Here is a 23718-nt window from a genome sequence, read left to right on the forward strand (position 1 = left end):
AAACGCAGTATTTCAGACAACTGGGAATTTTATGGATATTTGGTACTGACTTTTATTGCTGGGATAGGGATTGGTGTGGCTTGGATTTTATCTACATAGTAAGTCCACACACCTCATTATTGACGCACTGTTTATAAGATCAGAATTGAGGCGAAGTATGAATTTTATATTTCCAGACTGAGAAGTTTAATGAGTCAGAATGGTGATATTTCCTGTATGCCATTCTCTCAGGCGAATTTTAGATACGATTACTTTCTTTCCAATATTTTTTTATTCCAATAAGCTTCACTATTGAGTGGGTATATGCGAGCTTGACTTGCCTTATTAGTCTCATGGGAATGATTAGTAGACTCAGATTTGCTCATCTTAAACTTGAGACTAAGCTGTTCCTTGGAGTTTTTAAAACCTTTTTTATTCTGTGACATCAACTACCCTTTTTTCTTTTAAAGTTTGAGTAATCATTTGTTCCAAGATAGGTACCGCACGTAAACTTACTGATTGTTTTGGCGACTGATCCCTCGAACTGTATCGAATCATTTTACCTGCTGTTTTATCTTTACGGGGCTTATTATTCTTGAAAAAGTGTAAATATTTTTTTGGTGAAATGCCATCATAGTGTAAGAATTTGACTTTGTCAGAACCATCATCTTTTTCAATGATTGAATCAAAATGTAATTTGGTTGCCAAACTTTTTCGATACGGTTCTATGAAATAAACCTCTTTGATACCGGCCAAAACAATGTGGCGGGCACAGTTATGACAAGGATAAGTAGTACAAAATAGTTTCCCATTAATCATTTTATCCCCAGATTTTTGTGCCCCTTTTATTATTGCATGCATCTCAGCATGCACCGCCCTGGAAAACTCTATCAATGATTTGATCTTAGACTTCTTAATAATTTGTAATGCTTTTGTCTTATTAAACTCGGAAATAACACCACCGTCAACTAAATCACCTAGTAATTTATCCGAAATTATAGCCTTCTCTTCATCATTAAAACATTTACCTCCTTCTATGTGCATGCACCGGCTATCATTCACTTTATCTTCTGAATAATAAACCCCTCCTCCATATTTTGGGACGTCATTCCAGCCAACTGAAAGAACATCTCCTTGACTACTCATTACAGATGCCCCAACTTGTCTACTTAAACATGCAGAGTTACCAGCTGCTGCATATGCTAAATACATGGCTTTTTCATTTGCAGTTGGAGTCACGATACTCGTTTCAAATATCAAGCTGCAAAATCGAGATATTTTATCCTGTAAAATTTGTCTATTAGTAATATTCAGTCTAATAAAAATATCAGATTCAGTTAAGCACTTAGATACTTTCTGTCCATGATCAAATTCTTCACCTGAATCCCTATCAATCAATTCAAAAATTTCAGGCTGTTCTAATCTCTCTTGAAGCAAATTATTGGTTCTGGTTTCAATATCTGATAGGACACCTACGAAATAAACTATGTTACCATACACTAAGTTGAAAAGCTCAAGTTCTTCAATGTTTTTTATGGAATCAATTATGAAACACTTTCTAAGTGAGTGGAAATCATCATCAGGATGATCTTTACTTTTTTCTCTTACTTGGGCAATTTTATTGATTGCTAATTCGGCTAAAATTGATGCACCATGTTCTTTTCTAAGTTCATTCCCAGCATCAATAATTCTGTGATAGTACTTACCCTTACTCTCAGAAGAAGGGTCAAATTTAGCAACACTTTTATGCTTCTTTATATATTCACTTAATTTTATTATTTCAGTCTCGTAAGAAAATTTTGAATCTAAGATTTCTTTAAATTCTGAAGCTGTATTGTGAAGATCCACACCTATAGGCCCACAGAGGCAAATTATTAATTCGTCTGTATATGTATTTTTAATTTTCTGTTGCAGACTTCCTTGTTCTACTTTTGATTTTAATACTTCTAATTGTTTTTCACCCATGACTAAAGTTGTTAGTTTAGATTATTATTTATCCCACCCTCTCCCTATACAACCACTCCTGAAATCCAACAAATGTCTCCCGGATCGATGGGATATCTCCAAGTTCTCGCTTGGCGTCTGCTATGGCCCTATATTTTAGCCTGAGCAGGTTGCCGAGCTTATCATCGTCCAATTCACCTACACCGTCTTTTATGTACTGCGCAAGGACAAAATTGATAAACTCCTGCTGTTTGGGGTCGTATGAGTCCAGGTGAAGCTTTGCGCGGTTCGCGCGGTCTGTGCGAGGAACAATATCGGAGTGGTAGGCCACGTAGGAGAGCACATCAAACAGGTCGCTGTCTTGACCGTGAATGGTATTGCGAAGATCTTCAAGCTGCGGGCCGGTATAACCTCGGTCGCTGAGCTCCTGAAGGAGTTGCTTTCGGGTGCCGGGTTTGCTCCATATTCGCCGAAGCTCATCTTCGCTTTTGATCAGGTCGGGCAGCTCGCCAAACAGGTTCTCAATGAACTGTTCTGCCGATATCGGCGTACCATCGGGACTCCAGAATGTGGTTTTCACCATCGAATCCAGCTCCCGTACCTTGTTATCGGATAGCTTCACCCGGACCATTCGTCGGGGTGACGTCTCACAAACACAGGGGTATTCACCGCACACCCGACAAAGTACAGGTTCGTTTATACACACACACGGCGATTGGCCGCAAACGGAGCAGAGCTCAGGACCGGGCGGGGGAACCGGAGGCTCCGGTTCAATCGGTTCGCCATCCCACTCCGGATCGTTGAAGTGTTCGTGTGCGTTCACAAAGTCGTAGATTGTAAAGTAGTCTTTACCGTCAAATACCCGCGTGCCGCGACCTACGATCTGCTTAAACTCCACCATGGAGTTGATCGGGCGCATCAGCACGATGTTTCGAACCTCCGGGGCGTCAACACCGGTACTCAGTTTTTGCGACGTGGTTAAAATCGTGGGGATGGTTCGCTCATTGTCCTTAAACTCGTTGAGGTGCTGTTCTCCCCGCGCCCCATCATCAGCCGTTACCCGGTGGCAGTAGTTGGTATTGGTACTATCGGCAATTTGGTTGATCAGGTCACGGACGGCAGCCGCGTGGATTTGAGTGGCACAGAATACAAGCGTTTTCTGATTCTGGTTCATCATATCCATGAATAGCTCAACCCGGTACCTTTCCACATCCATCAGTTCGATGATGCGGTTCTGCTCTTCCAGCGAGTATTCCTTCTCTTGGTCTACTTCACCCTCCAGTACCTGGTCATCGGGTGTGTAGCGGTATTGATCCCCTGTTGTGGAGATCTCCTTCACTTTAAACGGCGTTAGGAAGCCATCATTGATCCCTGCCTTCAGCGAATAAGTGTAGACCGGCTCGCCAAAGTACCTGTAGGTATCCACGTTGTCATTGCGCTTGGGGGTGGCGGTAAGCCCAAGCTGCACGGCCGGACTAAAGTACTCCATGATGGCCCGCCAGGAGCTTTCGTCATTGGCTCCGCCGCGGTGACACTCATCAATGATGATAAAGTCGAAGAAATCCTCCGGGTACTCCCCGAAGTAGGGGGAGTCGTCCGGACCGCTCATAAAGGTCTGAAAAATTGTAAAGAAGAGGCTGGCGTTGGTCGGGACCTTGCCTTGTTTTTTGATCTCATCGGGGCGGATGCGAATAGTTGCATCGTCATTAAACGCACCAAACGATTGGATTGCCTGGTTGGCCAGCACATTACGGTCAGCTAAAAAGAGTATGCGCGGTCTTCTCTGGCCATCCCTGGAGAGATTCCACTTGGCCTGAAACAGTTTCCAGCAGATGTGAAAGGCTGTGGCCGTTTTACCCGTCCCCGTGGCCATAGTGAGTAGCAGCCGGTCTTGCCTCTCTGCAATAGAGTTAAGTACAGCATCCACGGCATTGCGTTGATAGTACCGTGGGAGATATTTGCCCATCAATAGCTCGTAGGGTACAGAGTTAAATCGCTCTTTCCAGTTCCATACTTCGGGGTTTTGCCGAGTCTCTTCCGGTGGATAGGTCTTTAGCCAAAGCTCTTCAGGAGTAGGAAACCGGGAAACCTCTTCTTCACGAGCCTCTTCCATATCAATGCTGTAAATCCGGCCCCCGTTGGTGGAAAAAGTGTGGCGAATGTGGAGCCGTTCGGCGTAATCTTTTGCCTGTGCTACTCCGTCCGTATAATATTTTTTTCTCGCTTTGGCTTCAATGACGGCAAGCTGACGATTTTTGTACTCAAGAATATAATCGGCGATGAGCGGGGGTGTCCGCCTGCCATTTCCAATCAGCCGTCCATCTGTAATTTGAACCTCTACGCGGATGCGGCTCTCCTCAACTTCACCCCAGCCAGCTTCTTTCAAAGCAGGTGTAATCAGCTCCAGTCTGGTTTGCGCTTCGTTCATTCTATTAGATTCTATTGAGTATTCTATTTAGCAATTATTCATTTTCTTGCACTTTTTACTTAATAGAATATCGGGTCCATCTTTTCTCGCCTTTTTTCTCAAGACTACCTTTATCAACCATGGATTTGATGATTCTTCTTACTTTGTGCTTATTGATTTCCTTTCCAATTCTTTTGTGAATGTCACCAAAAGCACTTTTAGGATAAGCTTTTACATCTTTGTAGATCAATTCTTCCAATCGGTGATCTTCGATATTCTTTAGGCTGGTTTTACCTTTGAATTGGGACTGCCGTATAAATTCGGGATTCACTGCATATTGAGTTCCTTTCCCTCGGCCAGATTTTACGACTAAGTCATAATCAAGTAATCGGCCAAGCCAACTCCTTAATCCATGTTCTTTATCTTGAGTTAAAATCTTGGATAATTCAATAGCCGTATATGATTGCTGTTGAGCTAATAGCCCAAGCGTTATAAGTTCACGTTGTTTCAGGTTAAACTCCGAGCTTGCTTTATCCATTAACCGGATAACCTGTTTGCTCACGAACTGCTTTTTCACAATCACTACAACTCTGTCATCAAGATCTTTAACCTCCGGAATTGGTTTACCTGAGGCAAGTAAATTAGCATACACTAAATCATAGCCACTTCCTTCTTTTTCCATTAACCCTAAATCATAAAATACTTTTGAAAGGTGTTCATTGCGCCTTACCGATTGACTCAGGATGTTTTTAGGAGTTACGCCAAAAGGCAGGCGACCCGGACTGTGGATTTCTAATCTGTCTGTAAAAATATTGATAAAAATATCGCCACGCATGGTATAGGTTCGATGTACTAAAGCATTTACAACCAACTCTCTTACCACTTCAATGGGGAAGAATTGGATGTTCTTTCGAAACATCCCTTCTGAAACTTCGATGCTTTCCTGCCAATCGGGAACATCGCTTAGAACACTGTTTAGCAGTTCTTTGGGATTTCTAAAGTAATCATCCAGCAACAGCTTCCATACCTTTTCATCACTTTCGTTGTAGCGAATAACCTGTATAGCTGGCGGATATAAAAGGCTTGCCCTGTCCTGCCGGATACCAATCCAAAGGATACCTAAATTGGTTAAAAAGCCTTGTTTTTGGAAAAAATAAAACTCAAAAATTTCTTCATCAGGCATTTCTTTAATAAAATCACTGACACGAGCCGAATTGCGGATGTCATTCAAGAATACTTGCCTTTTTTGTGGATCAAAACGAGTGGCCGGTACCCGCTTGGTGATTTGTTCCTCCCACACATAGGCATTTTTCTCGGCTGCTAAACGAGCCATTTCATCAGGCGGAACCGGTGTGCATTCATCATGTACGCGGGTATAGTAACGGCCATCGGTGGTAGAAGCGATGGTTTGTGCATTACGGAAGATTTCCAGCCGAATATACTCTGCCTTATTTTCGGCAATCTCAATAGTTACTGCGATACCGACATTTAAGGTACGGTGAGCAATGTTTTTCTGTATCTTCTCCGGGAGATGAGGGTCTTTTATCGATTGGTTCTTGGGTGGTGAAGAATCCCCATCTTCAATACCGATAAAAATTATTCCACCACGTCCATTAGCAAAGCACACACAATCTTTAGCCAATTCATCCCAATCGGTATTGGCACCTTTTAAAAAGCGAAGAGATTTTTTGTCGTTATTTTTACCTTCTTTCATACCGTTACAGTTTCATTCGCTGTAAGTTCTCCGGAGAAGGCTTTTTTTAATATGGATTTTTTGAGTTCTTCAAGTTCAACGCTCATTTTTTTATAACTCTGAATAAGAGCAGCACTTCCCTCTTTAATCTTGACTAACTCATTAACAATTTTTTTCTGAACAACTATATCAGGCACGGGAATTTCAAATTGTAGAACATCATCCATATTTGCTCTTGGCATTCTTGCACCAGTTGAAGTATTGTTAATATTCTGGACAGTGCTTGGCTTTAAAAACCAGTAAAATATATATGTATTTAAAATTCTATTTGATGTTTTTACAGGGAAAATTTCTGTTGAGCAATGACCTTCGAAAGAAGGGATTAAAATTTTATTTAAGTAAGGTCGTAATCGTCCATACAACAGGTGGTTTTCATTAAAGTAAAATGTCCGACTTTTCATCTCCTTAGGGGTTAAATCACCAATGAATCGTCCTGTATTTGATTCGATATCTGCTAAACCCACATAAGGTATTCCAGTTTTTTCGTTGGTTGTTTTATCGTATTCACATACATCCTTAAGGTGAAATATATTTTTGTCATCTTCTGATAATTGGTCAAATGCTTTCTCCATCTTACTCTGAAACAGCTCCTCCGCATTTTCAATATTCCGCTCAAAGTTCGCTTTCGCTTGATCAATCGCCTCAAACGCTTCATCCAAAATAGCTACGATGCGCTTTTGTTCTTTAGTGTTCTTAGGAAGATTAATTTTCAAATCTTCAAAACTGTAATTATTTATTTGAGGTATTGAGCTTCCATTGGATATGTCCAACAAATCAAAGCTTAAAAAATAATAGAAGAGATACTGTGAGAGAATATTGTCATGGGGAATTACTCCCATAATATTAAGATCTACGCAAGCCGGTGTTTTTAAAACCCTTTTTTTATTCGTTGCTATTGCCCCGCCTCGCTTTGGAAAAATTACTGTACCAACCGGTAATATTTTACTTGGCTGTATATCATTCTTGTTAAGATGTCTTGATGAAGTAGTTACTGAATGTTCATTTTCAGGCAAGTTCATATCAGCGACCTTTAAATAAGGAATGTCACCAAATTCCTGCTCCAATTTTTTAGAAACTGTAGTACCACTTTTAAGATTTACTACATCTATCAAATTTATTTCATCCCAACCATCCCTCATACCAACTCCCGTACTGATTGCATAATCCCTCGTGTTTCTACATCCAACATCTCCATTTCGTCCAAAATCTCTTGTGGGCTTCGGAGCGGACCTTCTTCCGGTGTATTTGGATTTGCAGGACTGAGATCAAATGTATCCTCTGGCACATCTTTGATCTCCAGATTCCAGGATTGTTCGGTTTCCGGCTTCTCTTTCTGTAGCTCTACAAACTCGGCCAAGTCCTCATCATTCAGAGGATTCGTTTTTCCTAAGTTTCGTTCCGGCCTGAACTGGTAGTACCAGATGTTTTTTGTGGGTTCGCCCTTTTCAAAAAAGAGCACAACCGTTTTCACACCCGCTCCCAGAAACGTACCTCCCGGCATGTCCAAAATAGTATGGAGGTTACAACTTTCGAGTAGTCGCTTCCGGAGGCTGATGGAGGCGTTATCAGTATTGCTCAAAAAGGTATTCTTAATTACAATTGCTGCACGTCCGCCCGCTTTCAGGGACTTGATGAAGTGCTGCAAGAAAAGGAAAGCTGTTTCACTGGTCTTTATATCAAAGTTCTGTTGTACCTCTTTGCGCTCTTTTCCGCCAAAGGGAGGATTGGCCAGAATCACATTGTGCCGGTCCTTTTCCTGTATGTTCCGGATGTCTTCAGCCAGCGTATTGGTATGCACGATATTGGGTGCCTCAATTCCATGCAGAATCATGTTCATAATCCCGATGATGTAGGCCAGGTTTTTCTTCTCCTTCCCGTAAAACGTACTCTCTTTAAGGGTCTGAAGGTTCTCGGTCGTTTTCTCCATCCGCTCGTACATGTAATCGTAAGCCTCACACAAGAAACCGGCAGAACCAACGGCACCATCATAAATGGTCTCACCAACCTTTGGATCAACAACCTTGATCATGGCCCGGATCAGCGGCCGAGGCGTGTAATACTGTCCGCCGTTTCGCCCGGCATTGCCCATGTTCTTAATCTTGGTCTCATAGAGGTGGCTGAGTTCATGTTTATCTTCCGCTGAGAGAAACGGGAGCTTATTCACCTCATCAATCACATCCCGGAGCACGTACCCGCTATGCATCTTATTTTTCAGCTCCGAAAAGATCTCCCCGATCTTGTACTCGATGGTTTGCGGGTTATCAATATGATCCTGTCTGAACTTCTTGAGGTAGGGGAACAGCTTCTCATTTACAAAATCGATCAGGTCGTCGCCGGTCAGTACCGCGTTATGGTTCAGCTCACCCTCCTCATTCAGCGGATAAGCCCAGCTTTCCCACCGGTACTCTTCATCCAGTATATAGTTGTAACTCTCACCTTTTAACTGGGCCTCATCCGACTTTTCCTTCTCCAGATCGTCCAGATATTTCAGAAAAAGTACCCATGAGGTCTGCTCAATATAATCGAGTTCACTATCGCACCCTGCATCCTTCCAGAGAGAATTATCAATATTGTTAAATGCCTGTTCGAACATAGACTTGATGTGTATTTAGCCGGTTTGCAGTTTGATGAAGCCCAAAGCCTTTTTTTGGGAGTGCCTGAATATTTCGAAAATTCGGCTGAAAAGCTACTTTGATTAATTGGGGGATAAGGGAGTTCTTAGAGGCTATTAGAAATTAGATTCTAATTTGGGTGAATTGACCCAGATAACTCTATTCTTTCCGCTGATTCGGTGAAATAGGTTGCGCTGAAATGATTTTGAGAAGGTCCGTCGCTGTTGCAATTAGTGTAAGCAATACTTCCGAGTCAACCCTAAAATGCTTATCACTTACTACCCGGCTTTTTATCTTCCAGAAGGTTTTGAATGCATCCTGAGTTTCAGCAGGCAATAATCCTAACTTTACACCTTGATTAAGGCTTTCCTCTAATGATGCAAATCGGCCAACTTCTGGACCAAGACGCTTCCGGAGTGCCTCCTCAAGCATAGAACACAGGGCAAGAACAACAATACCTGGCCTGTCCACAGAATTTTGGAGTAACATCGATACGCGTTCAGAAATCTCTGACGGAATAACCATATCTTCTTTCAACAATGCATTTTGTGCTGCCCCGATTTCGCGGCCAAGACGTGTAAGTTCGAACTCGATCTCAACATCACCCATTTTGAAGCGCTTCATAGGTTGATAGGTGATGAGTACCGCGACAGCACCCACCACAAAAAGAATCAGTGAAATTTGGTCTAAGTACAGCAGTATCGGATCTAGAGCGCGCGTGATTACAAGGCCACCGGCGACTATCGCTACAATCAAGAATGGTAAGCGTTGCATAATTTTTACCTACTGATTAGATACGGTTCATACTTCTGATCCTGCCCACGTGAATCAATTGAATTAAATGACAGACCGAATATTGTGTCTTTATTAGCTGATGATCAAATTCAACTAATCCAATTATTCCTACAGAGTCCTTCTCTATTGACAAAAAGTGTTGCCAATGTGGAAATTTCATTATTTCTTGGATCGCAAATTTAATGTTGGAATTATTAGTCTTATAAAACGAACTCCTGCTGAATAACTAGATCATGAATAAGTGAAATGAGACGATGAATACAAAGCTTATAATGACGGCATATAATGACGGCATATAAAGTAAAATTACTCAAAAATTTATCACCTATTGTATTAAGATTAAATTACACGTGGCATTAACTGCAGCCCAATGCTAATAGGTGTAGATGTAAGTGACTTAGGTCCGGACAGACCGTTTCTTATTCGTAGACGGTATTGACTCGCAATATCAAGAGCAATTTCTAACCTCAAGTATCCGAAAGGACCAGCTGTTCCCATTGCTTCATAAAAATCAGATGAGCCTATGGCATAACCTGTTCTCAATGCACCTTTAATATCAAAAATACGTTCGAAGGAGAGTACATCTAATCTTATATCTGCTGCCAAATCAAAATTGTATGAATTACTATTAGTTGATGTATTCAGACCTGATACTGTTGTAGAAAATCTTGGTGCAAGGAGTACATCCAAAACAGATGACCTACGCATGCCACTAGGTCCATTACGCCATGAAACTACAGGGGCTGCATAATAAAAGCTGATATTCCCACCGCCATCCATGAATTGGGCATTCGCAGCTGACTGTGAAAGCGAATCCGCTTGACCTCCTTGTACAAGTAAGCCAACACCATATCGACCATACCCGAATAGCTTGCCTATTATCGGTATTCTACCAACCACTGGTAGCGCTCCTATATCACTAAACGTTTCAACACCCAATATTGCTGTATCGTCCTGAAAGAATAAAGCCGCAGATCTTAGAATACGATCTCTGTCTCTAAAATAACATTCTGCATATTTTCTAGTTAGTATAGGTCCGATTAAAATTGGTTCTTTTGTTGTTGCGTCATATGTAGCTCTTTGTGTATTTATTATAATACTATCACATTCAGCTTCTATTAGATTCACATCAAGCTTGTCCATATCAAACACGGCCTGTAGACCATATTGTGCTGACGCATGATTCACTACAAAACTAGAAATGACCATTAATAATAGAATACGCATGGCTTTAAAGATTAGATTACAAGGGTTTGTTAACCACTGCGCCACAAATCAGTGGAATAACGATCCAGTTCAAGACAGAAGAGATGCTAATCGATTTTAAAAAATATTATAACTTCTAGCAATATCTGTGGGATATATATTTTGTATACTTTTCTCTAATTCAGTTATTATCACTGTTTCAACCCAATTTTATGTGCGGACGTTACACACTTACCAGTAAAGAACTGAGGGAACTCGAAGAGTTTTTGAATACTATTGATAGAGATTCTAGTTTGAGTGACTCAAAAGCTCCTATCAATAACTACAATGTTGCACCCACCCACGAAATGCCGGTGGCATATGTAGATGTAAACGGAAAACGAACACTGGAAACGATGCACTGGGGGTTTATGGGGTGGAAACCAAAGCCAGGCAAAAAACTCTTTCTGCCAATCAATACTCGCGATGATTCTATTGTCGAGAAGCCAATGTGGAAGAAGCCTTTTCTCACAAGCAGGTGTATCATACCGGCAAGTGGTTTCTACGAATGGTCAGGTAAAAAAGGAAATAAGACGCCACACTATATCTATCCTGTAAATGAGAAGTTCATCGGGTTTGCTGGAATTTTCTCTGATTTGGCTCCTGAAGATATTTCTTCCAACAGGTCTTACTCGATTATCACAACCAAGCCGAATAAGGTGATGGAGAAGATCCATGATCGCATGCCGGTCATTTTGCATCCATCGGAGTTTAGCGACTGGCTTGATCCGGATAATGAAGACCCGGATTATTTAACAGATTTTCTACGTCCGTATTCCGATGATGGAATCGATGAATATATCGTCAGTAAAGCTGTCGGAAATGTCAAAAATAACAGTGAAAATCTTATTCAAAAGGCTGACTTATTTGGTTAGCGTACAAACAGATACTGTTCATCTACCTCCTGCATAAACCGCCAGTCCATCTCGTCCAAAATATAGACCAGGTGAAAAAACCGGTGTTGATCGGTTTCTGCCACGTAATTTAACTCTTTGGTGATCATCGTGTTTTCAAGGTGCTGGGTTGGAAGCCCAATGACTTGAGAGGAGGGTATCTTACCGGAACGGAACCGGTATGGCTGCATTCTGTGAATCAATGATTTTTCGGTACCGTCATAGGTTTTCTTGGCTATCTCTTCTGGAAGCAGCTCAAACCGGTACGGGATGATTCGGTGCGCCCGTGATGGTTTATGTTTATGACGGTCTACAAGGGCTAATACCCGGTCAATCGCCATATCTTCATAGCCGTTTGTTTTATCGAGCGACCAAAACAGTTCCTTTTCGTTTAACACCAGGTCAAACCGCTCACCCTGCTTGGTGTCTATCGTGTAAAATGATTTTTGAATCCCTCCCTCTTCTTTGCTGTGGCAAGAGCGCACTCGCAGAAGGTCACGGCGATACGGCAGCCTCCAATCTGCATTAGGACTGGCTTCATATCGGGTAAAAAATGCCAGCATTTCTATAAGTGGAAATTCATTCATGACCGTAATTCTTTTTGGTCAGATCAAACTACACACATATATTGCACATATCAATAGAAGGAAAAAAATTGATGTATGAAATGCCTAAAAAAAAGACATATGCCTATCAGCCCGAACACGATGTTCACCGGATCACCCTGTACAATACCATCTACCCGGAACACCAACACAGTTCGCGAAAAGACAGGCTTTATCTCCACTTTGATTTTGCCTGTTTTTATGCGCAGGTAGAACAGCTTCGCAAGAATTTATACGGGCTGCCGCTGATAATAGGTGGGTGGCGCAAGGAGAATGGTCAGGTAAAAGGAATTGTAGCCACGTCCAGTTATGAGGCTCGAAGCTTTGGCATTAAAACGGGCATGAGCGCCTTTGAAGCGTGGCAAATCTGTCCGCATGTTTGCATGCTCCAGGTGGACTATGACTCCTATACTGCCATCTCCAAGCAGGTACACTTCATTTTTAAGGACTTTGCCCCTGTTGTGGAGCGCTACAGTATGGATGAGTATTTCATGGAGGTAGATTTTCTGAAGGAAAAATCCCGAAAGGAAATAGACGACTTTGCAAGGCGGCTGCAGGAACGGATCTTTGAATCCACAAACCTGGTGGGCGCTGTGGGCATTGCCCGCTCGAAGACCTACGCCAAGCTCTCCAGCAGCTTAGACAAACCAAAGGGTCGGACGTTAATATTAACGACCGATGATGAACGAACAGAAATCTGGCCACTGGATCTGGATGAAGTCTGGGGTGTGGGCAAGAGAAGGTATGAGCATATCCTGGCTGAAGGCTACAAAACCATTGGAGATGTAGCTCAGCGCGGAAATATCAAGACCTTCATTCGCCTGTTCGGTGCCAACTTTGGCAGAATGCTCTATCAAACCATTACTGGGAAAGACCAGGGTCGCGTAATGGAAGAAATCTCTGAGGACTACAAGCCAAAGCAGGGCATCAGCTATGGGCACACCTTTTCAGAAGGCTCTGCCGATATGGATCGGATAAAGGGTGAGTTTGCCATTGCCGTCCAGCAGGTATGCTACCGGATGAGAGCCTATGGCATCCGTGCAAATTCGTATTGGGGGATGTTTGGTTTTAATGATCCTACTAAACCCGGAGTTGGATTTCGATTTGTCACCCCCGCTCATACAAGCATTGATGATTATGTATTCGCGGAATTAATGAATCAAATTAAACCGGCCCTACAAAAAGCGAGCAGGGATGGCATTGAAATCCGGAACATTGGCCTTGGAACCCATAAGATTGATAAGACGAATCAGCTCAGCGTATTCTTTCAGGATGATGAAGATAAAACAAAACGGATAAAAGCTATGGACGAAATTAAGAATCGGTTTGGGCCGAAGGTCATTACCAAAGCAAATACTCTTCACCGGGTCGAAGGTAATACCCACTTTTTAGATCGTAACGTATAGTTTACCTCTGCTTCATCAATTTTTATGATCAACGCACAGTTAAATTCTCACTCAATCTCTGATTGATGCCTAATCTGGATAGTAATTGATTTAAGTCTCATTTCATTTCTCATCTGTAGTCACACAAAAAATATTCCAATAAAACTGTAAGGGATCGATAGGATTTAGATCATACCGTTAGAGAGAATCTTCAATCATAAATTAAATATCAGGACGATGACAGAACAAATTAGAATGACGAGAGACATTCACAATTTTGTGCAGGGTAAAATGGATTGGGAGAATGCTGTAGAGTTGTGGAGAAGGATATCAGAATCGGAAGTGTGGATTGATTATTTATTGATGGAGATGGAACTGTATGAGTATTTTGAAAATTTCGAATAATGCTCACCTCTGACCGACAAGCTAACATGGAAAGCTGCAATTTCTCTAAGATGAATACCTAAATCTCACAATCGAGCTTATCTAAGATTTCCCATTCCCAAAAACGATCCCGTATGGATCTAATCCCCCCTGAATTCAAAAAAAGGAGATATACCTGTTTAACCTGTGAGTTGATATAAGTGATATCAGCCATCACCTACTAAGAATAAAATAAATTCTCTTTCGGGATCGCCGGCAATGGCTGCGTAACGTTCGATATCATTTTCCGGATCCTTTGATGGAATAATTGGGTAGAAGCTAATAGGCAGGTATACATTCGCGTCCGGGGGCATTGACAATACTGGCCATTCTCCTTTCCCTTCAGCTACCATCTCATCAATGTGTTTTTTCAAATCGTTGAGAGTCTCTACATGACGTACATCTGAATCTCCACCTTCTAGGTAGAAAGTTTTAAAGTGCATTCTGTCATCGACTTCAAAATCAACACCTTTTGATGAGAGCTGTGCTACTTCAGTGGCATGATCCTCCCAAAACTCTCTCGATATTACAACCTTTGGGTACACTCCGTAAGTGGAAAAGTGATTTTCAACAGCTTCAAAAAGATTATCAACTGGTTTCATGGCCTATCTCATAATTGATTCAGTGTATGGAGAATTTAGAAAAAAGGAAGGAGAATCAATTGATATTTTAAAGCGATCTCGCAGGATAGAGCTATTGAGTCTGAAAGAGTCTGGATTTATATGCACCGGCAGGCAGGGAGGGAGGTTGAATGGTGCGGAGAAATTGAATGGGTTTACTGAAATCGATTCTTTTCTCGCTTCCTGAAAAGAGTAAATCATTCAGAAAAACTTTTTTTTAACTCTTGAACTTCTTTTTCAAATTGGTCTCCAGGAATAGCTTTTACCTTGCCTTCTTCGAATTCATTCAACCGTCGCCGGGCTTCTTTGGCCCAGGCTTTTTCAATATCCGGATCGATCTGGTGAAGAGATTGAAGAATTTGATCAGCAATTTCAATTCGCTGATCAATTGGCAAATCGTTGATAAAGGAAATGATCTGGTCTTTATTCATGGGAGTAATTTAAATAATTAAATGTCGATAAAGTCAGAAAATTTTTCCGGAAATCAAGTATGCAGCTTCATATGAACTGCATCTTGTAGTCGAGACCATTATCCCAGAGTAAAGGATCTGAGGCGTTGCATAGCCTGCTCCCCGGGAACCATTTCGACTTCCCCTGAGTCAACTTCTCTGGCCCTCCGCTCGACCTCATCCATCCAGGCTTTTTCTACATCCTGATCTGGTTGATGGAACTTTTGCAAGATCTGATTAACTATCTCTGCTTGCTGATCAAATGGTAAATTGGATATTATAGATATGATCTGTTTTGTGTTCATGGAAACAAAAATATATCAATAATTATGAGTGAATTTTCGATGCCATTGAATTGGATCTATTTACCCGAAATACCGGGTGTTTGGGCTTGCCCCTTCTCAGAGACTTGCCATAAATGAATGAGGCCAAGAAAGTTTAGCCTGCTGCTTGATTGTCCAGTATAAAAATACACAACATATTCTATTGTCTTCTAGACTGTCATGGATCACGAGGCAGAAGCCTGACTGACCATATCGTGGTTTATCAGTTGAAAACCGTTGAAATGCTGTGTGGCTCTACGGTATATAACTTTTTTAAACATAATAACTTGTAAAATACAATCCTGTAAGCGTTTAACAAGTCTCTTAAAAATTAAGGTACATAACGGCTTCCAACCCTTAAAGCGCTGATCATGCGAATATGTGTGCAAATTTAATAAAGAATTTCTTTAATTATTGGATACCTGTACTAATTGATCGTCGTTTAATTCAAATTCTTGACTTGGAGACTTAATATTTGAATCATCAAGTGAGTATAAACCTAATTTTACGATTATTTCCCGTAGACGGATACAATCTTGGATCAATTCTTTAATTGTCGTGATTGTGATTGGAGTTCTATTTTTAGAAATCCCTTTTTTGGGGGAAGATGTATTTCTAAATCTTAATGCATCCGCCTCATCTGAAATGGGAGTGTTTGGGTGACCTAAAGACCAAATGTCATGAGATATTCTATTACGCTCCTCAATTAATTTAATAATCTCTTTTCTTATTGAATTAATTACATTCTTGTCTTCTGAACTCCAAACATCAATTTTTTCTTCCATTAGTAGTGAAAATAGTTTTGACATAACTGGATAAGTCGTCTGATCGCTTACTAAAATCCAAGCCTTATTTCTTGAACTGGAGGAGCCTGGGTTTGAAATCATATTTACCGACATTAATTCCATCATGCTATGAAGATGTGAGAACTCAACCACAAAGTGTCCAATTGCGTTGTACACTCCTTCCTCATTTTTTGACCTATAATTTTTCATATCGTTTGATTTTTTTTGGACACAATTTTATTCGCCTAACGGCCCACAGCTTGTGCAGCCTGCCAACTATTTTAATTGTCAAATTTTTAAAACTGAATAGATCAGTATGAAGCCATAGTTATTTTCCGTGCCTGTTAACGTGCTGAAATTAGTCATTGCTTTTTAAAACCCACTCACCACGAATCCTCCTCTTTACTTTCTCGTGATCAAAACTTGGGGGTGAGGGTTTATACACTTTAGCATCCTTTTGATCCTCATACCCTACCTCAAGATATTCCCGGAACTCTTTAAGATCGATGGTCGCAATGATAACAAGGTCATTTTCACCGCCATCCAATCGAATCAGGTTTTTGTAAATAGTTTTTGCCGGACGAGTCAACCGATTATCACCATATTCTGATGAGTTCACTTGTGCAACATACATATTCAAATCCCTGGCTGTTGAATCGATGATGTTTGAAAAATAATTCACATCCTTATTTAGTTCTGAAGCAATCAATAAGTCTGCTTTTGATCTGAACCAGGATCTATGTTCAATATCCGCCAACTCAAAACAGTAAAATGTTGTGAAGTACAGGTCTCTCCATTTGAGCAGATGGTAGAAGTGTTTAGTATTATTTACTGCCTTTACATGATTTGCCCGAATCTTCGACAGTTCTTCGTGGCTGTAATGATTTTTTATCCTTGGAATAAATATTGCATCCTGTCTCTTTTTTAGCTTAAACGGCAGCACTGTTGCTATGAAATTGTATGCATGTGTTCCCGTATTTATGTGTTCAATCCCAAAAACAATACCAAACTGGTAGTTTTTTGCAAACCACAAAAGGCGCGAAGTGAATGCATGCGGAATGGATGTTTCTGGGAAGATGGCCAAATCTGTTTTTAACTCATCGATTCTGAATTTTTCCAGTATTCGATAAATTCTGTCTAATCGGTCGAGATTGACAAGTGGCCTTCTTCTTAAACTGTATTCTGCTTCGTGCTCCCATTTAACTTTCATATTGACAAGGCCGATTCGGATTTTAAGCTTTTCCTCTTCGTCCATTTCAAAGTCATCTGGGAGGATATTCTGAATATGAATTTCTTGGAGGTGTTCGGGGTTTTCAATCTGATGTTCATCCACCTCTTCAGCCAAATCTCGTATAGCCTCCTTCACGTCCAATTCATCAGCAGGGATGTTATTCCACTCTATATACTTATCTATTGCCTCATTAATGAACCCATGCATAAAACTGCGGGTTCTAAATTCGTCAGACTGATGATTTGCTATGATTTTTGATAACCATAAATAATGCGAAACCTCATAAAGGTTGAAAAATCTGGGATATGGATTTGGTACTTTTGCAAGATCAAATGTTTCCCTATTCAGGTGTGGCCAGTCTAATTCCAGTTCAACAAGCGACTTTAAAGCTGAAGTATCCTTAGATTGTGCCCAGTTGGTAAATTCCAATAACGGGTAAGTAACATACGCCGAGCGTACGAACCAAGTATTGCGAATGGCCAGCGTGGCCTTTATTAGTTTTCTGATCCAGTCGGATTTTTCTCCGTAAATGCTTTCCAGTCTGCCAGTAAACCACTTATCATTTAGAATTCCGGCTTTTAAAGCAAATGATTGGGCTAGTGAAGTACGTACATAATCTGACAAGGTCAGTTGAACTGTCACGCGAGTTGATATAAATGGTTCTTCTAACTCAAGGGATTTTATTTCGTTATGAATACTTTGTAAGAGTGATGCCAGATCCCTTTTCCGGTCAGCAACCACCAATAGAGTAAAAAGCTTTTCCCAAAGCTGGTAATAGGTAATGAGATTGCTTCCTTTGAAGAAGACACGCACTTTTTCCATCTCATTTTTTAAGCCTGTTCCATCTTTCCAGATCGCTAATGAGGTTGCCTTATACAGATACGTGGAGAGACCTACACGGTTTTCCTTATAATTCTTAAGTGTGCGGGGTTTACCGAAACTATCATCATATAACAATTCATACACTTCTTTATCAAAGTCGAGTCGTTCTTCCGTGGGAAGCTGTCTAAATTCACTGCTCCGCTCTTCGATATCTTTTTGAATTTTGTCTATGACGGATTGGGAATAACCAGCTTTGAACTCATAAACCATTACCTTGCGTTGCTGTACATGCAACAGATTATATTTTTGTTTTCTGAATTTATAAATCTGGGTATTCTCTTTTTCATCCTGCTCCACTTTGAACAGCAAAGAGAAATTTTGAATGATACTTATACTGTTAGGGCTAAGGTTGTCAATCAGATTGATAAGTCGTTTATCGTGCCGATACGTTTCGATGAGCTTGATAAGAAGTTCCTCGCTGACTTCAGCAGTTTTCGTATCAGCTAATACAAATACTATATCATCCACATATCGGCCATAGTAACTGGTGTTAACTAAGTTCGACACATCATCATCGAAGACTTTTAGGTAGTGATTGGCAAGGATGTAAGAAGAGAATAAACCAATAGGCAGGATGACTTCACTTTCCTCAAATTTACTGCTGTGTGATTTTTCGGCGACTTCCTTCAGTACCTTTCGGGTATAAGCCTGATGAATCCTGAACATCATCTCATGAATCAATTCATCACGTTCATTGTTTCCGACAAATTCTTCCAATTCCTCCCAATTCAGCCGTACGTTGTAGTAATAACTGCTGATATCAAGGTTCACAAAGGTAGCGTTGTTCCCTTTTTCCAGCTCCTTTTTGGCTTCTTCAATTCCCTGATCGCGCCATAACTGATACTGTCGATAATAAGGCTTTAACAGTCCCCGGCCGGTTACAATACCGGTACCTTCATCATTTAAAAGCAGTCGATTGCCGTAACATGAATTGGGTAGGTTTTTTTCAATCTTATATCCAATTCGCATCAGCCATAAAATACTCAGTATGTGTATTTCCAGCGGAGTATCAATGATCAGGTTAATATCTTCAATGACTGTCTTTTTTTCTGCTTTGTAATTCGTGATGAACTGTTCAGATGAATAACCATTCTTGATACGTTTGGGAATAACGACATAGGAAATTTTCTTTAAAAAGGGCTCAATTTCATCTCGCCCCATGAGTAGCTTATACACAGAGTCTTCCAACTTCTTTTTTCCGTTTTGATCCAGATACGTAACTAGCTGTCTACGCAGGTGAAGATTGGTGTTGGATTTATCGTAGTAAACCTGGCTTTTGAGCTTTTTAAGGGCTTGTCGTATAAGGTCCCGAATATTTTCTGCCATGTTGAGCTTATACTCAGCTTTTAAAGAAGATCTAAATACATCATTCTGTTCATCATTTTTTTGAATTTCGCCATCATCCCCGAATACGCTCTTATCAAATTAACGAACTAAAGTAGTCTCTAAATTTTCAATATTATTAAAAAAATTGTGTATTGCTACCAGTTCAAATTTGTCAAACGCACGATGCCTGTCCTCCCGTCATGGGAATAATTCTTATTCAATGTCGATAGCGGAGATGTTTGGTGCTCCAAACCAACCCTCAAGTATATCCAGTGCATCCTGTGTAAGCTCTTGGGTAAAAAACAATGCGAGGTTCTTCCTTGAGCGTGAACAGGCTACGTAGAACAAATTTCTGTTACGAATATAACTATCCTCCTTGTTACCTGGATAACGATCGGGAAACCACTCGAGAAATTGATTCCAGTTGTAATGATTCCAACCTCTGCCAAGTACAACGAGAACATTATCAAACTCCGCTCCCTTTACTCCATGTTTTGTCGAAAATGGTGTGTTATCATTGATGAACTTCGCTAGGTTAATTAACTCTGAATAGGGAAGTGGGCGGAGCCTATCGATTTGTGTCAGCGTCAACGAAGCGTCGATCTCCTCTCGCGTGGCATCGGCAAGCCGCCTTTCGGTTTTGAAAACAGCCTCCGGTAGCCTTGGTCTCTGGGTCTCCCTCAGGAGATCGATGACTTCTCCGATTGTCCCAACCGCCCGAAGCTCAATCAATCGTTGCATGTCACGCGCCCATTCTTGCTTCTCAGCGTGGGTCGAAAGACTTCCAACTTTTTTCCCAATCACAGAAAACATCTCTCCAAACTTTCCAGCAGAATATGCTGTACAAGCAGGTTCTACTGTGTCTGCCAAAAAACTTATATGGGGATCTTCCTTCTTAATTAGAGAGTCGTTGAATTGGAAAACTCTTAGAATCTGGCTGTAATTCTGCTCTGCTGCTAGGACATTGTGTGTGAGCATCAGGATCTTTGTTTTCTTCGGAGAAAAATCCCAACCGGTGTTAGTGAGCGTTTCGCGAAGTGCAGAAAGGTAGCAATGCGCCTCTTCAGGGGGCAGGTCTCCACCCCAATGTCCTCCTGTTTGTCGCTGACCATTGAATCCGTTAGAATGGTAAACTCTGGCGGATCCCACTGCCATCGGATCGCTTACCTGTTGTGTAAAGTCCGGACGGATTCGATTCAAGATATCTACGACGGCTGGAACTGATCGGAAGTTCGCTCCATTCCCGATCAATTGCAGGTGATCATGATTGATGGGACCTGCGCCGGTTCGATAGATTTTCTGCCAACTGTCCCCGAATAGTCCTATGAGTGGGCCGTCCATAGTTTCAACAAAGTTCCGAATCAAACTTTCCGCGAAGGCCGCATCAGTGTCTTGATACTCATCGATAAAGAGGATAGGAAATTTTGCTGTCAAAATTCTCCGAAATTTGGAGCGCTCCATAAGAGCTACCATTATCTTCAAAACATCATCATGATGCAATAGGACCTCGGTATCTGTGACTCGCCGGTGGCCTAGTTCGTAGGCAATTCGTCGTATCCCTATTCCACCCACTTCATTAATTTTCTCGACCAATTGGGGGATGTTCATTACTTCCGAACGGAGCACCACTTGAAAGCTCTTGCACAGCTCCCAACAAAACGAGTGGATTGTAGAGGCTTGGACAGCAGGATGACCGTCAGTGCGCTTTGTTATTTCATCAGTAGCGACATTGGTGTATGTAATACACGCCACCTTTTGGTGGCGACGGACGAATCGGGTGCCTTGCTCTTCAATGATTAGTTGAAGCGCTTTAACAAGAGAATAGGTTTTTCCTGCTCCTGCTCCGGCTTCTAAACGAAAACTTTGCTTCTCCCGAATACAGCGATACACTTCGTCAAGGGCTCTCTGTGCTGCTATTTCAGCTGGATTTGATACCACTGTGTTAGACATCTGCAACATCCTCCGCTGAGTTTTCGATCTCCTCGTGCGCTTGTGCAAAATCATCAAGCTGTACGAGCCAACATAACCCGTCGTTAATATATCGAGGAATTGCCCATTCTGTGTCATTGATCGCATACCGAAGTGCAAAATCACTTTTCTTGACGTCCTGTGCGAAGTCCCACGCTTGAGCTTCTCTTTCAGTAGCAGTTCGTCCATCAACATCGAATTTGATCGGATTTGCCAATATAAACGCATCCTCAAAGCTGCGTCCACATGCGTCGCCGTCAGTGTGGGGGATCTGGTAGGCGATGTGTCGACGATTAATTGATTTCTCATTGACGGTCTTAGCACGAAGATCTTGAAGCGTAGGACTGTTATCCCCGGCTGGATCAAACCACCTGTTGACCGATGCATTGCTAGAGTGGGTTCCAGCAGACACTCTGCATTTTGTCCTATTGTTCGTTGCATTAACTGAATCCAAATCTGTGACAACCAGAGTCCGAAGATCAAGGAAATCGACAAGATTGTAGAACAGGTGTGCATATGCTCCACCTACCTCCATGATCGAAAGATATTTTTTCCCGAGATTGGTGCCGTTTTGCTCATCAAACTTCTCAATCGCCTTTGGAATAAGAAGTCGTTCCGTTGTTCCCTCAACGAATACTGCTCCATCAGCAAATAATAAGTCGCATCGGGTCAGAGTCATATACTGGTGAAGGAAGTCGCGGTTCTCGGGTTGTTCTCCACTCAAACCGGCGCGAAGGTCTTTCGATTGAGTGCTTAAAATTGAAGATCCATCCTCCCGAGCTCTCGCTAAAAAATACCGCATAGCGTCAAATGACGCTTCATTCGCGATGTGCGACGAATGAGTTGTTACAACGAATTGAACTGGCCAAGTTTTTCCTTGATTGTAGGTTACTTCAAATAACGCTCGGATTCGATTGAGCTGACGAATGAAGACCGATTGCATTTGCGGGTGCAGGTGTGCTTCTGGTTCTTCGATGAAAACGAGATGAACCCCTGATTCATGATCGCGAGTCGTAAATTCTCGAAAGAGCTCGAATAATTTTAGCAGGATGAAAATCAGATTTCTCGATCCGAGTCCGTTGTAAGATTCTGGCAGATTAACCCCTTCAGGATTCGGGCCCAAGTAAGTCACATTTGTATGATTGGAAAGCAACTGGTGTACATCGAGCTGGGTTTCTGTTCGAAGTTGAGGATCGGAGAGGCCGGGATAGCCAAAGAGCTCAAACGTTGGAATGAGGGCACTTAGTTGATCGTTAAAGTCGGTATCAATTTGGCTCTGTACTTCTTCAACTGCAGTTTTTAGAGCCTCAGCCCTCGCTTGGTCATCTTCTCCGGCCCCGGAGGATGATGCTGACGTAAACAAGCGTTCAAAAACTTTTCCCAAAACCGCCTTTTCCTTATTTGCTGCATCATCTAATGCCCGTTGGGCATTGATGAATCCAAATTGAAGGACGGCTCTTAAATTATTACTTTCTAAAATTTTTGTGTTTGATGGGTCATTCGGATCTTCTGCCATAATTCGGGCCTCGAACATTTTAGGCACACGCTCGCGAAGTGCTCGAAAGAAAGTTTGACGGTCGTTGTCAAGATCAGCAAATAGTCTGCTAATTTTCCCATCACCAATTGCATAAGTGACAACGATCTTTGTCGTTGTGCACTCCTCATTGAGATCGACGATAAAGTCGGAGAGTGTCCCGAGCTCCTCTTCAGCTGAATATTCAACAAATAAGGAAATTGAAATCGCAGGCAATCTCTCCCGAATTACGTCCTCATTTTCTTGATTTCGAAAAAGCTCATGCGCCTCCCAGAATCGCTCGTGAATTCCGAGCGAGAAATCTTCAAGCCTGAATTTAGGTGAACTGTCGGCCAAGAGGCGACGGAACAATTCGGTTAGTGAAGTCTTACCAGTATTGTTTCTACCAACGATCAATGTCGTGTCGATTTCAAGATTTAGTTCAACTTCTTCGAGAAGACGAAAGTTCTTAATTGCAATTTTTTTAATTTGCATTTTTGGCGTTATCCTTGTGTCAAGATATCATTTTGTGCGTGTTCTGTACACATAACGGTGTGGCGTTTAACCGGTTTGGCAATTG

General features: G+C 41.6%; 19 protein-coding genes. 4 read left to right on the forward strand and 15 right to left on the reverse strand.

Annotated elements, in window-relative coordinates:
• Window positions 1-411 precede the first annotated feature (411 nt).
• From DYD21_RS04060 to DYD21_RS04090, 7 genes are all read right to left on the reverse strand, one after another.
• Complete coding sequence (locus tag DYD21_RS04060; protein ID WP_116032812.1) at window positions 412-1944, reverse strand: anti-phage dCTP deaminase; 1533 nt, start codon at window positions 1942-1944, stop codon at window positions 412-414.
• Window positions 1945-1972: 28 nt separating this feature from the next.
• Entirely contained in the window at window positions 1973-4351 is a 2379-nt protein-coding gene (gene hsdR, locus DYD21_RS04065) for an EcoAI/FtnUII family type I restriction enzme subunit R (protein WP_116032816.1), read from the reverse strand.
• A gap of 55 nt (window positions 4352-4406) precedes the next feature.
• Window positions 4407-6044, reverse strand: a complete 1638-nt coding sequence (locus DYD21_RS04070; RefSeq protein ID WP_116032820.1) for an ATP-binding protein — start codon at window positions 6042-6044, stop codon at window positions 4407-4409.
• Complete coding sequence (locus DYD21_RS04075) at window positions 6041-7222, reverse strand: restriction endonuclease subunit S (protein WP_116032824.1); 1182 nt, start codon at window positions 7220-7222, stop codon at window positions 6041-6043. The genes DYD21_RS04070 and DYD21_RS04075 overlap by 4 nt, the downstream gene beginning before the upstream one ends.
• Window positions 7219-8676, reverse strand: coding sequence for a type I restriction-modification system subunit M (locus DYD21_RS04080; protein ID WP_116032828.1), 1458 nt, complete (start codon window positions 8674-8676; stop codon window positions 7219-7221). Before DYD21_RS04080 ends, DYD21_RS04075 begins: the two co-directional genes overlap by 4 nt.
• A gap of 178 nt (window positions 8677-8854) precedes the next feature.
• Window positions 8855-9469, reverse strand: a complete 615-nt coding sequence (locus tag DYD21_RS04085) for a hypothetical protein (protein WP_116032831.1) — start codon at window positions 9467-9469, stop codon at window positions 8855-8857.
• Between the two features lie 360 nt (window positions 9470-9829).
• Window positions 9830-10717 carry a hypothetical protein gene (locus tag DYD21_RS04090; protein WP_116032835.1) on the reverse strand — a complete coding sequence of 296 codons (888 nt, stop codon included), beginning with the start codon at window positions 10715-10717 and terminating at the stop codon, window positions 9830-9832.
• A 191-nt stretch (window positions 10718-10908) separates the two neighbouring features.
• On the opposite strand from DYD21_RS04090, the gene DYD21_RS04095 reads away from it, so the two are divergent.
• Window positions 10909-11610 carry an SOS response-associated peptidase gene (locus DYD21_RS04095; RefSeq protein ID WP_116032839.1) on the forward strand — a complete coding sequence of 234 codons (702 nt, stop codon included), beginning with the start codon at window positions 10909-10911 and terminating at the stop codon, window positions 11608-11610.
• Here DYD21_RS04095 and DYD21_RS04100 read toward each other — a convergent pair.
• On the reverse strand, window positions 11607-12215 hold the full coding sequence (locus DYD21_RS04100) for a hypothetical protein (protein ID WP_116032843.1): 609 nt from the start codon (window positions 12213-12215) through the stop codon (window positions 11607-11609). The two genes, DYD21_RS04095 and DYD21_RS04100, sit on opposite strands and share 4 nt — an antisense overlap.
• An 80-nt stretch (window positions 12216-12295) precedes the next feature.
• Here DYD21_RS04100 and DYD21_RS04105 point away from each other — a divergent pair, with 80 nt between their 5' ends.
• Both DYD21_RS04105 and DYD21_RS20960 read left to right on the forward strand, forming a co-directional pair.
• Window positions 12296-13639: a hypothetical protein gene (locus DYD21_RS04105; protein ID WP_158551404.1), complete on the forward strand. Its 1344-nt coding sequence runs from the start codon at window positions 12296-12298 to the stop codon at window positions 13637-13639.
• Window positions 13640-13873: 234 nt separating this feature from the next.
• Complete coding sequence (locus DYD21_RS20960; protein WP_158551405.1) at window positions 13874-14023, forward strand: hypothetical protein; 150 nt, start codon at window positions 13874-13876, stop codon at window positions 14021-14023.
• Window positions 14024-14208: 185 nt separating this feature from the next.
• Here the strand turns inward: DYD21_RS20960 and DYD21_RS04110 are convergent, their stop codons facing one another.
• Window positions 14209-14643: a hypothetical protein gene (locus tag DYD21_RS04110; RefSeq protein WP_116032850.1), complete on the reverse strand. Its 435-nt coding sequence runs from the start codon at window positions 14641-14643 to the stop codon at window positions 14209-14211.
• On the opposite strand from DYD21_RS04110, the gene DYD21_RS04115 reads away from it, so the two are divergent.
• Window positions 14642-14848, forward strand: a complete 207-nt coding sequence (locus tag DYD21_RS04115) for a hypothetical protein (RefSeq protein ID WP_116032853.1) — start codon at window positions 14642-14644, stop codon at window positions 14846-14848. The two genes, DYD21_RS04110 and DYD21_RS04115, sit on opposite strands and share 2 nt — an antisense overlap.
• 10 nt (window positions 14849-14858) lie before the next feature.
• On the opposite strand, the gene DYD21_RS04120 is transcribed toward DYD21_RS04115, so the two are convergent.
• The 6 genes from DYD21_RS04120 to DYD21_RS04145 form a co-directional block, all read right to left on the reverse strand.
• Window positions 14859-15092 carry an addiction module protein gene (locus DYD21_RS04120; protein ID WP_116032856.1) on the reverse strand — a complete coding sequence of 78 codons (234 nt, stop codon included), beginning with the start codon at window positions 15090-15092 and terminating at the stop codon, window positions 14859-14861.
• A gap of 98 nt (window positions 15093-15190) precedes the next feature.
• Entirely contained in the window at window positions 15191-15415 is a 225-nt protein-coding gene (locus tag DYD21_RS04125) for an addiction module protein (protein ID WP_116032860.1), read from the reverse strand.
• A 425-nt stretch (window positions 15416-15840) separates the two neighbouring features.
• Window positions 15841-16428 (reverse strand): hypothetical protein, encoded by a 588-nt coding sequence (locus tag DYD21_RS04130; protein WP_116032864.1) that lies wholly within the window; start codon window positions 16426-16428, stop codon window positions 15841-15843.
• 148 nt (window positions 16429-16576) lie between these two features.
• The gene (locus DYD21_RS04135) at window positions 16577-19657 is read right to left on the reverse strand and encodes a reverse transcriptase domain-containing protein (RefSeq protein ID WP_116032868.1); all 3081 of its coding nucleotides are present in this window, start codon (window positions 19655-19657) and stop codon (window positions 16577-16579) included.
• Between the two features lie 213 nt (window positions 19658-19870).
• Window positions 19871-21607: a UvrD-helicase domain-containing protein gene (locus DYD21_RS04140; protein WP_116033473.1), complete on the reverse strand. Its 1737-nt coding sequence runs from the start codon at window positions 21605-21607 to the stop codon at window positions 19871-19873.
• On the reverse strand, window positions 21600-23633 hold the full coding sequence (locus DYD21_RS04145) for an ATP-dependent endonuclease (RefSeq protein WP_116032871.1): 2034 nt from the start codon (window positions 23631-23633) through the stop codon (window positions 21600-21602). Before DYD21_RS04145 ends, DYD21_RS04140 begins: the two co-directional genes overlap by 8 nt.
• Window positions 23634-23718 lie beyond the last annotated feature (85 nt).

Origin of the sequence: Rhodohalobacter sp. SW132 (assembly GCF_003390325.1) — a bacterium.
Lineage (GTDB): Bacteria > Bacteroidota > Rhodothermia > Balneolales > Balneolaceae > SW132.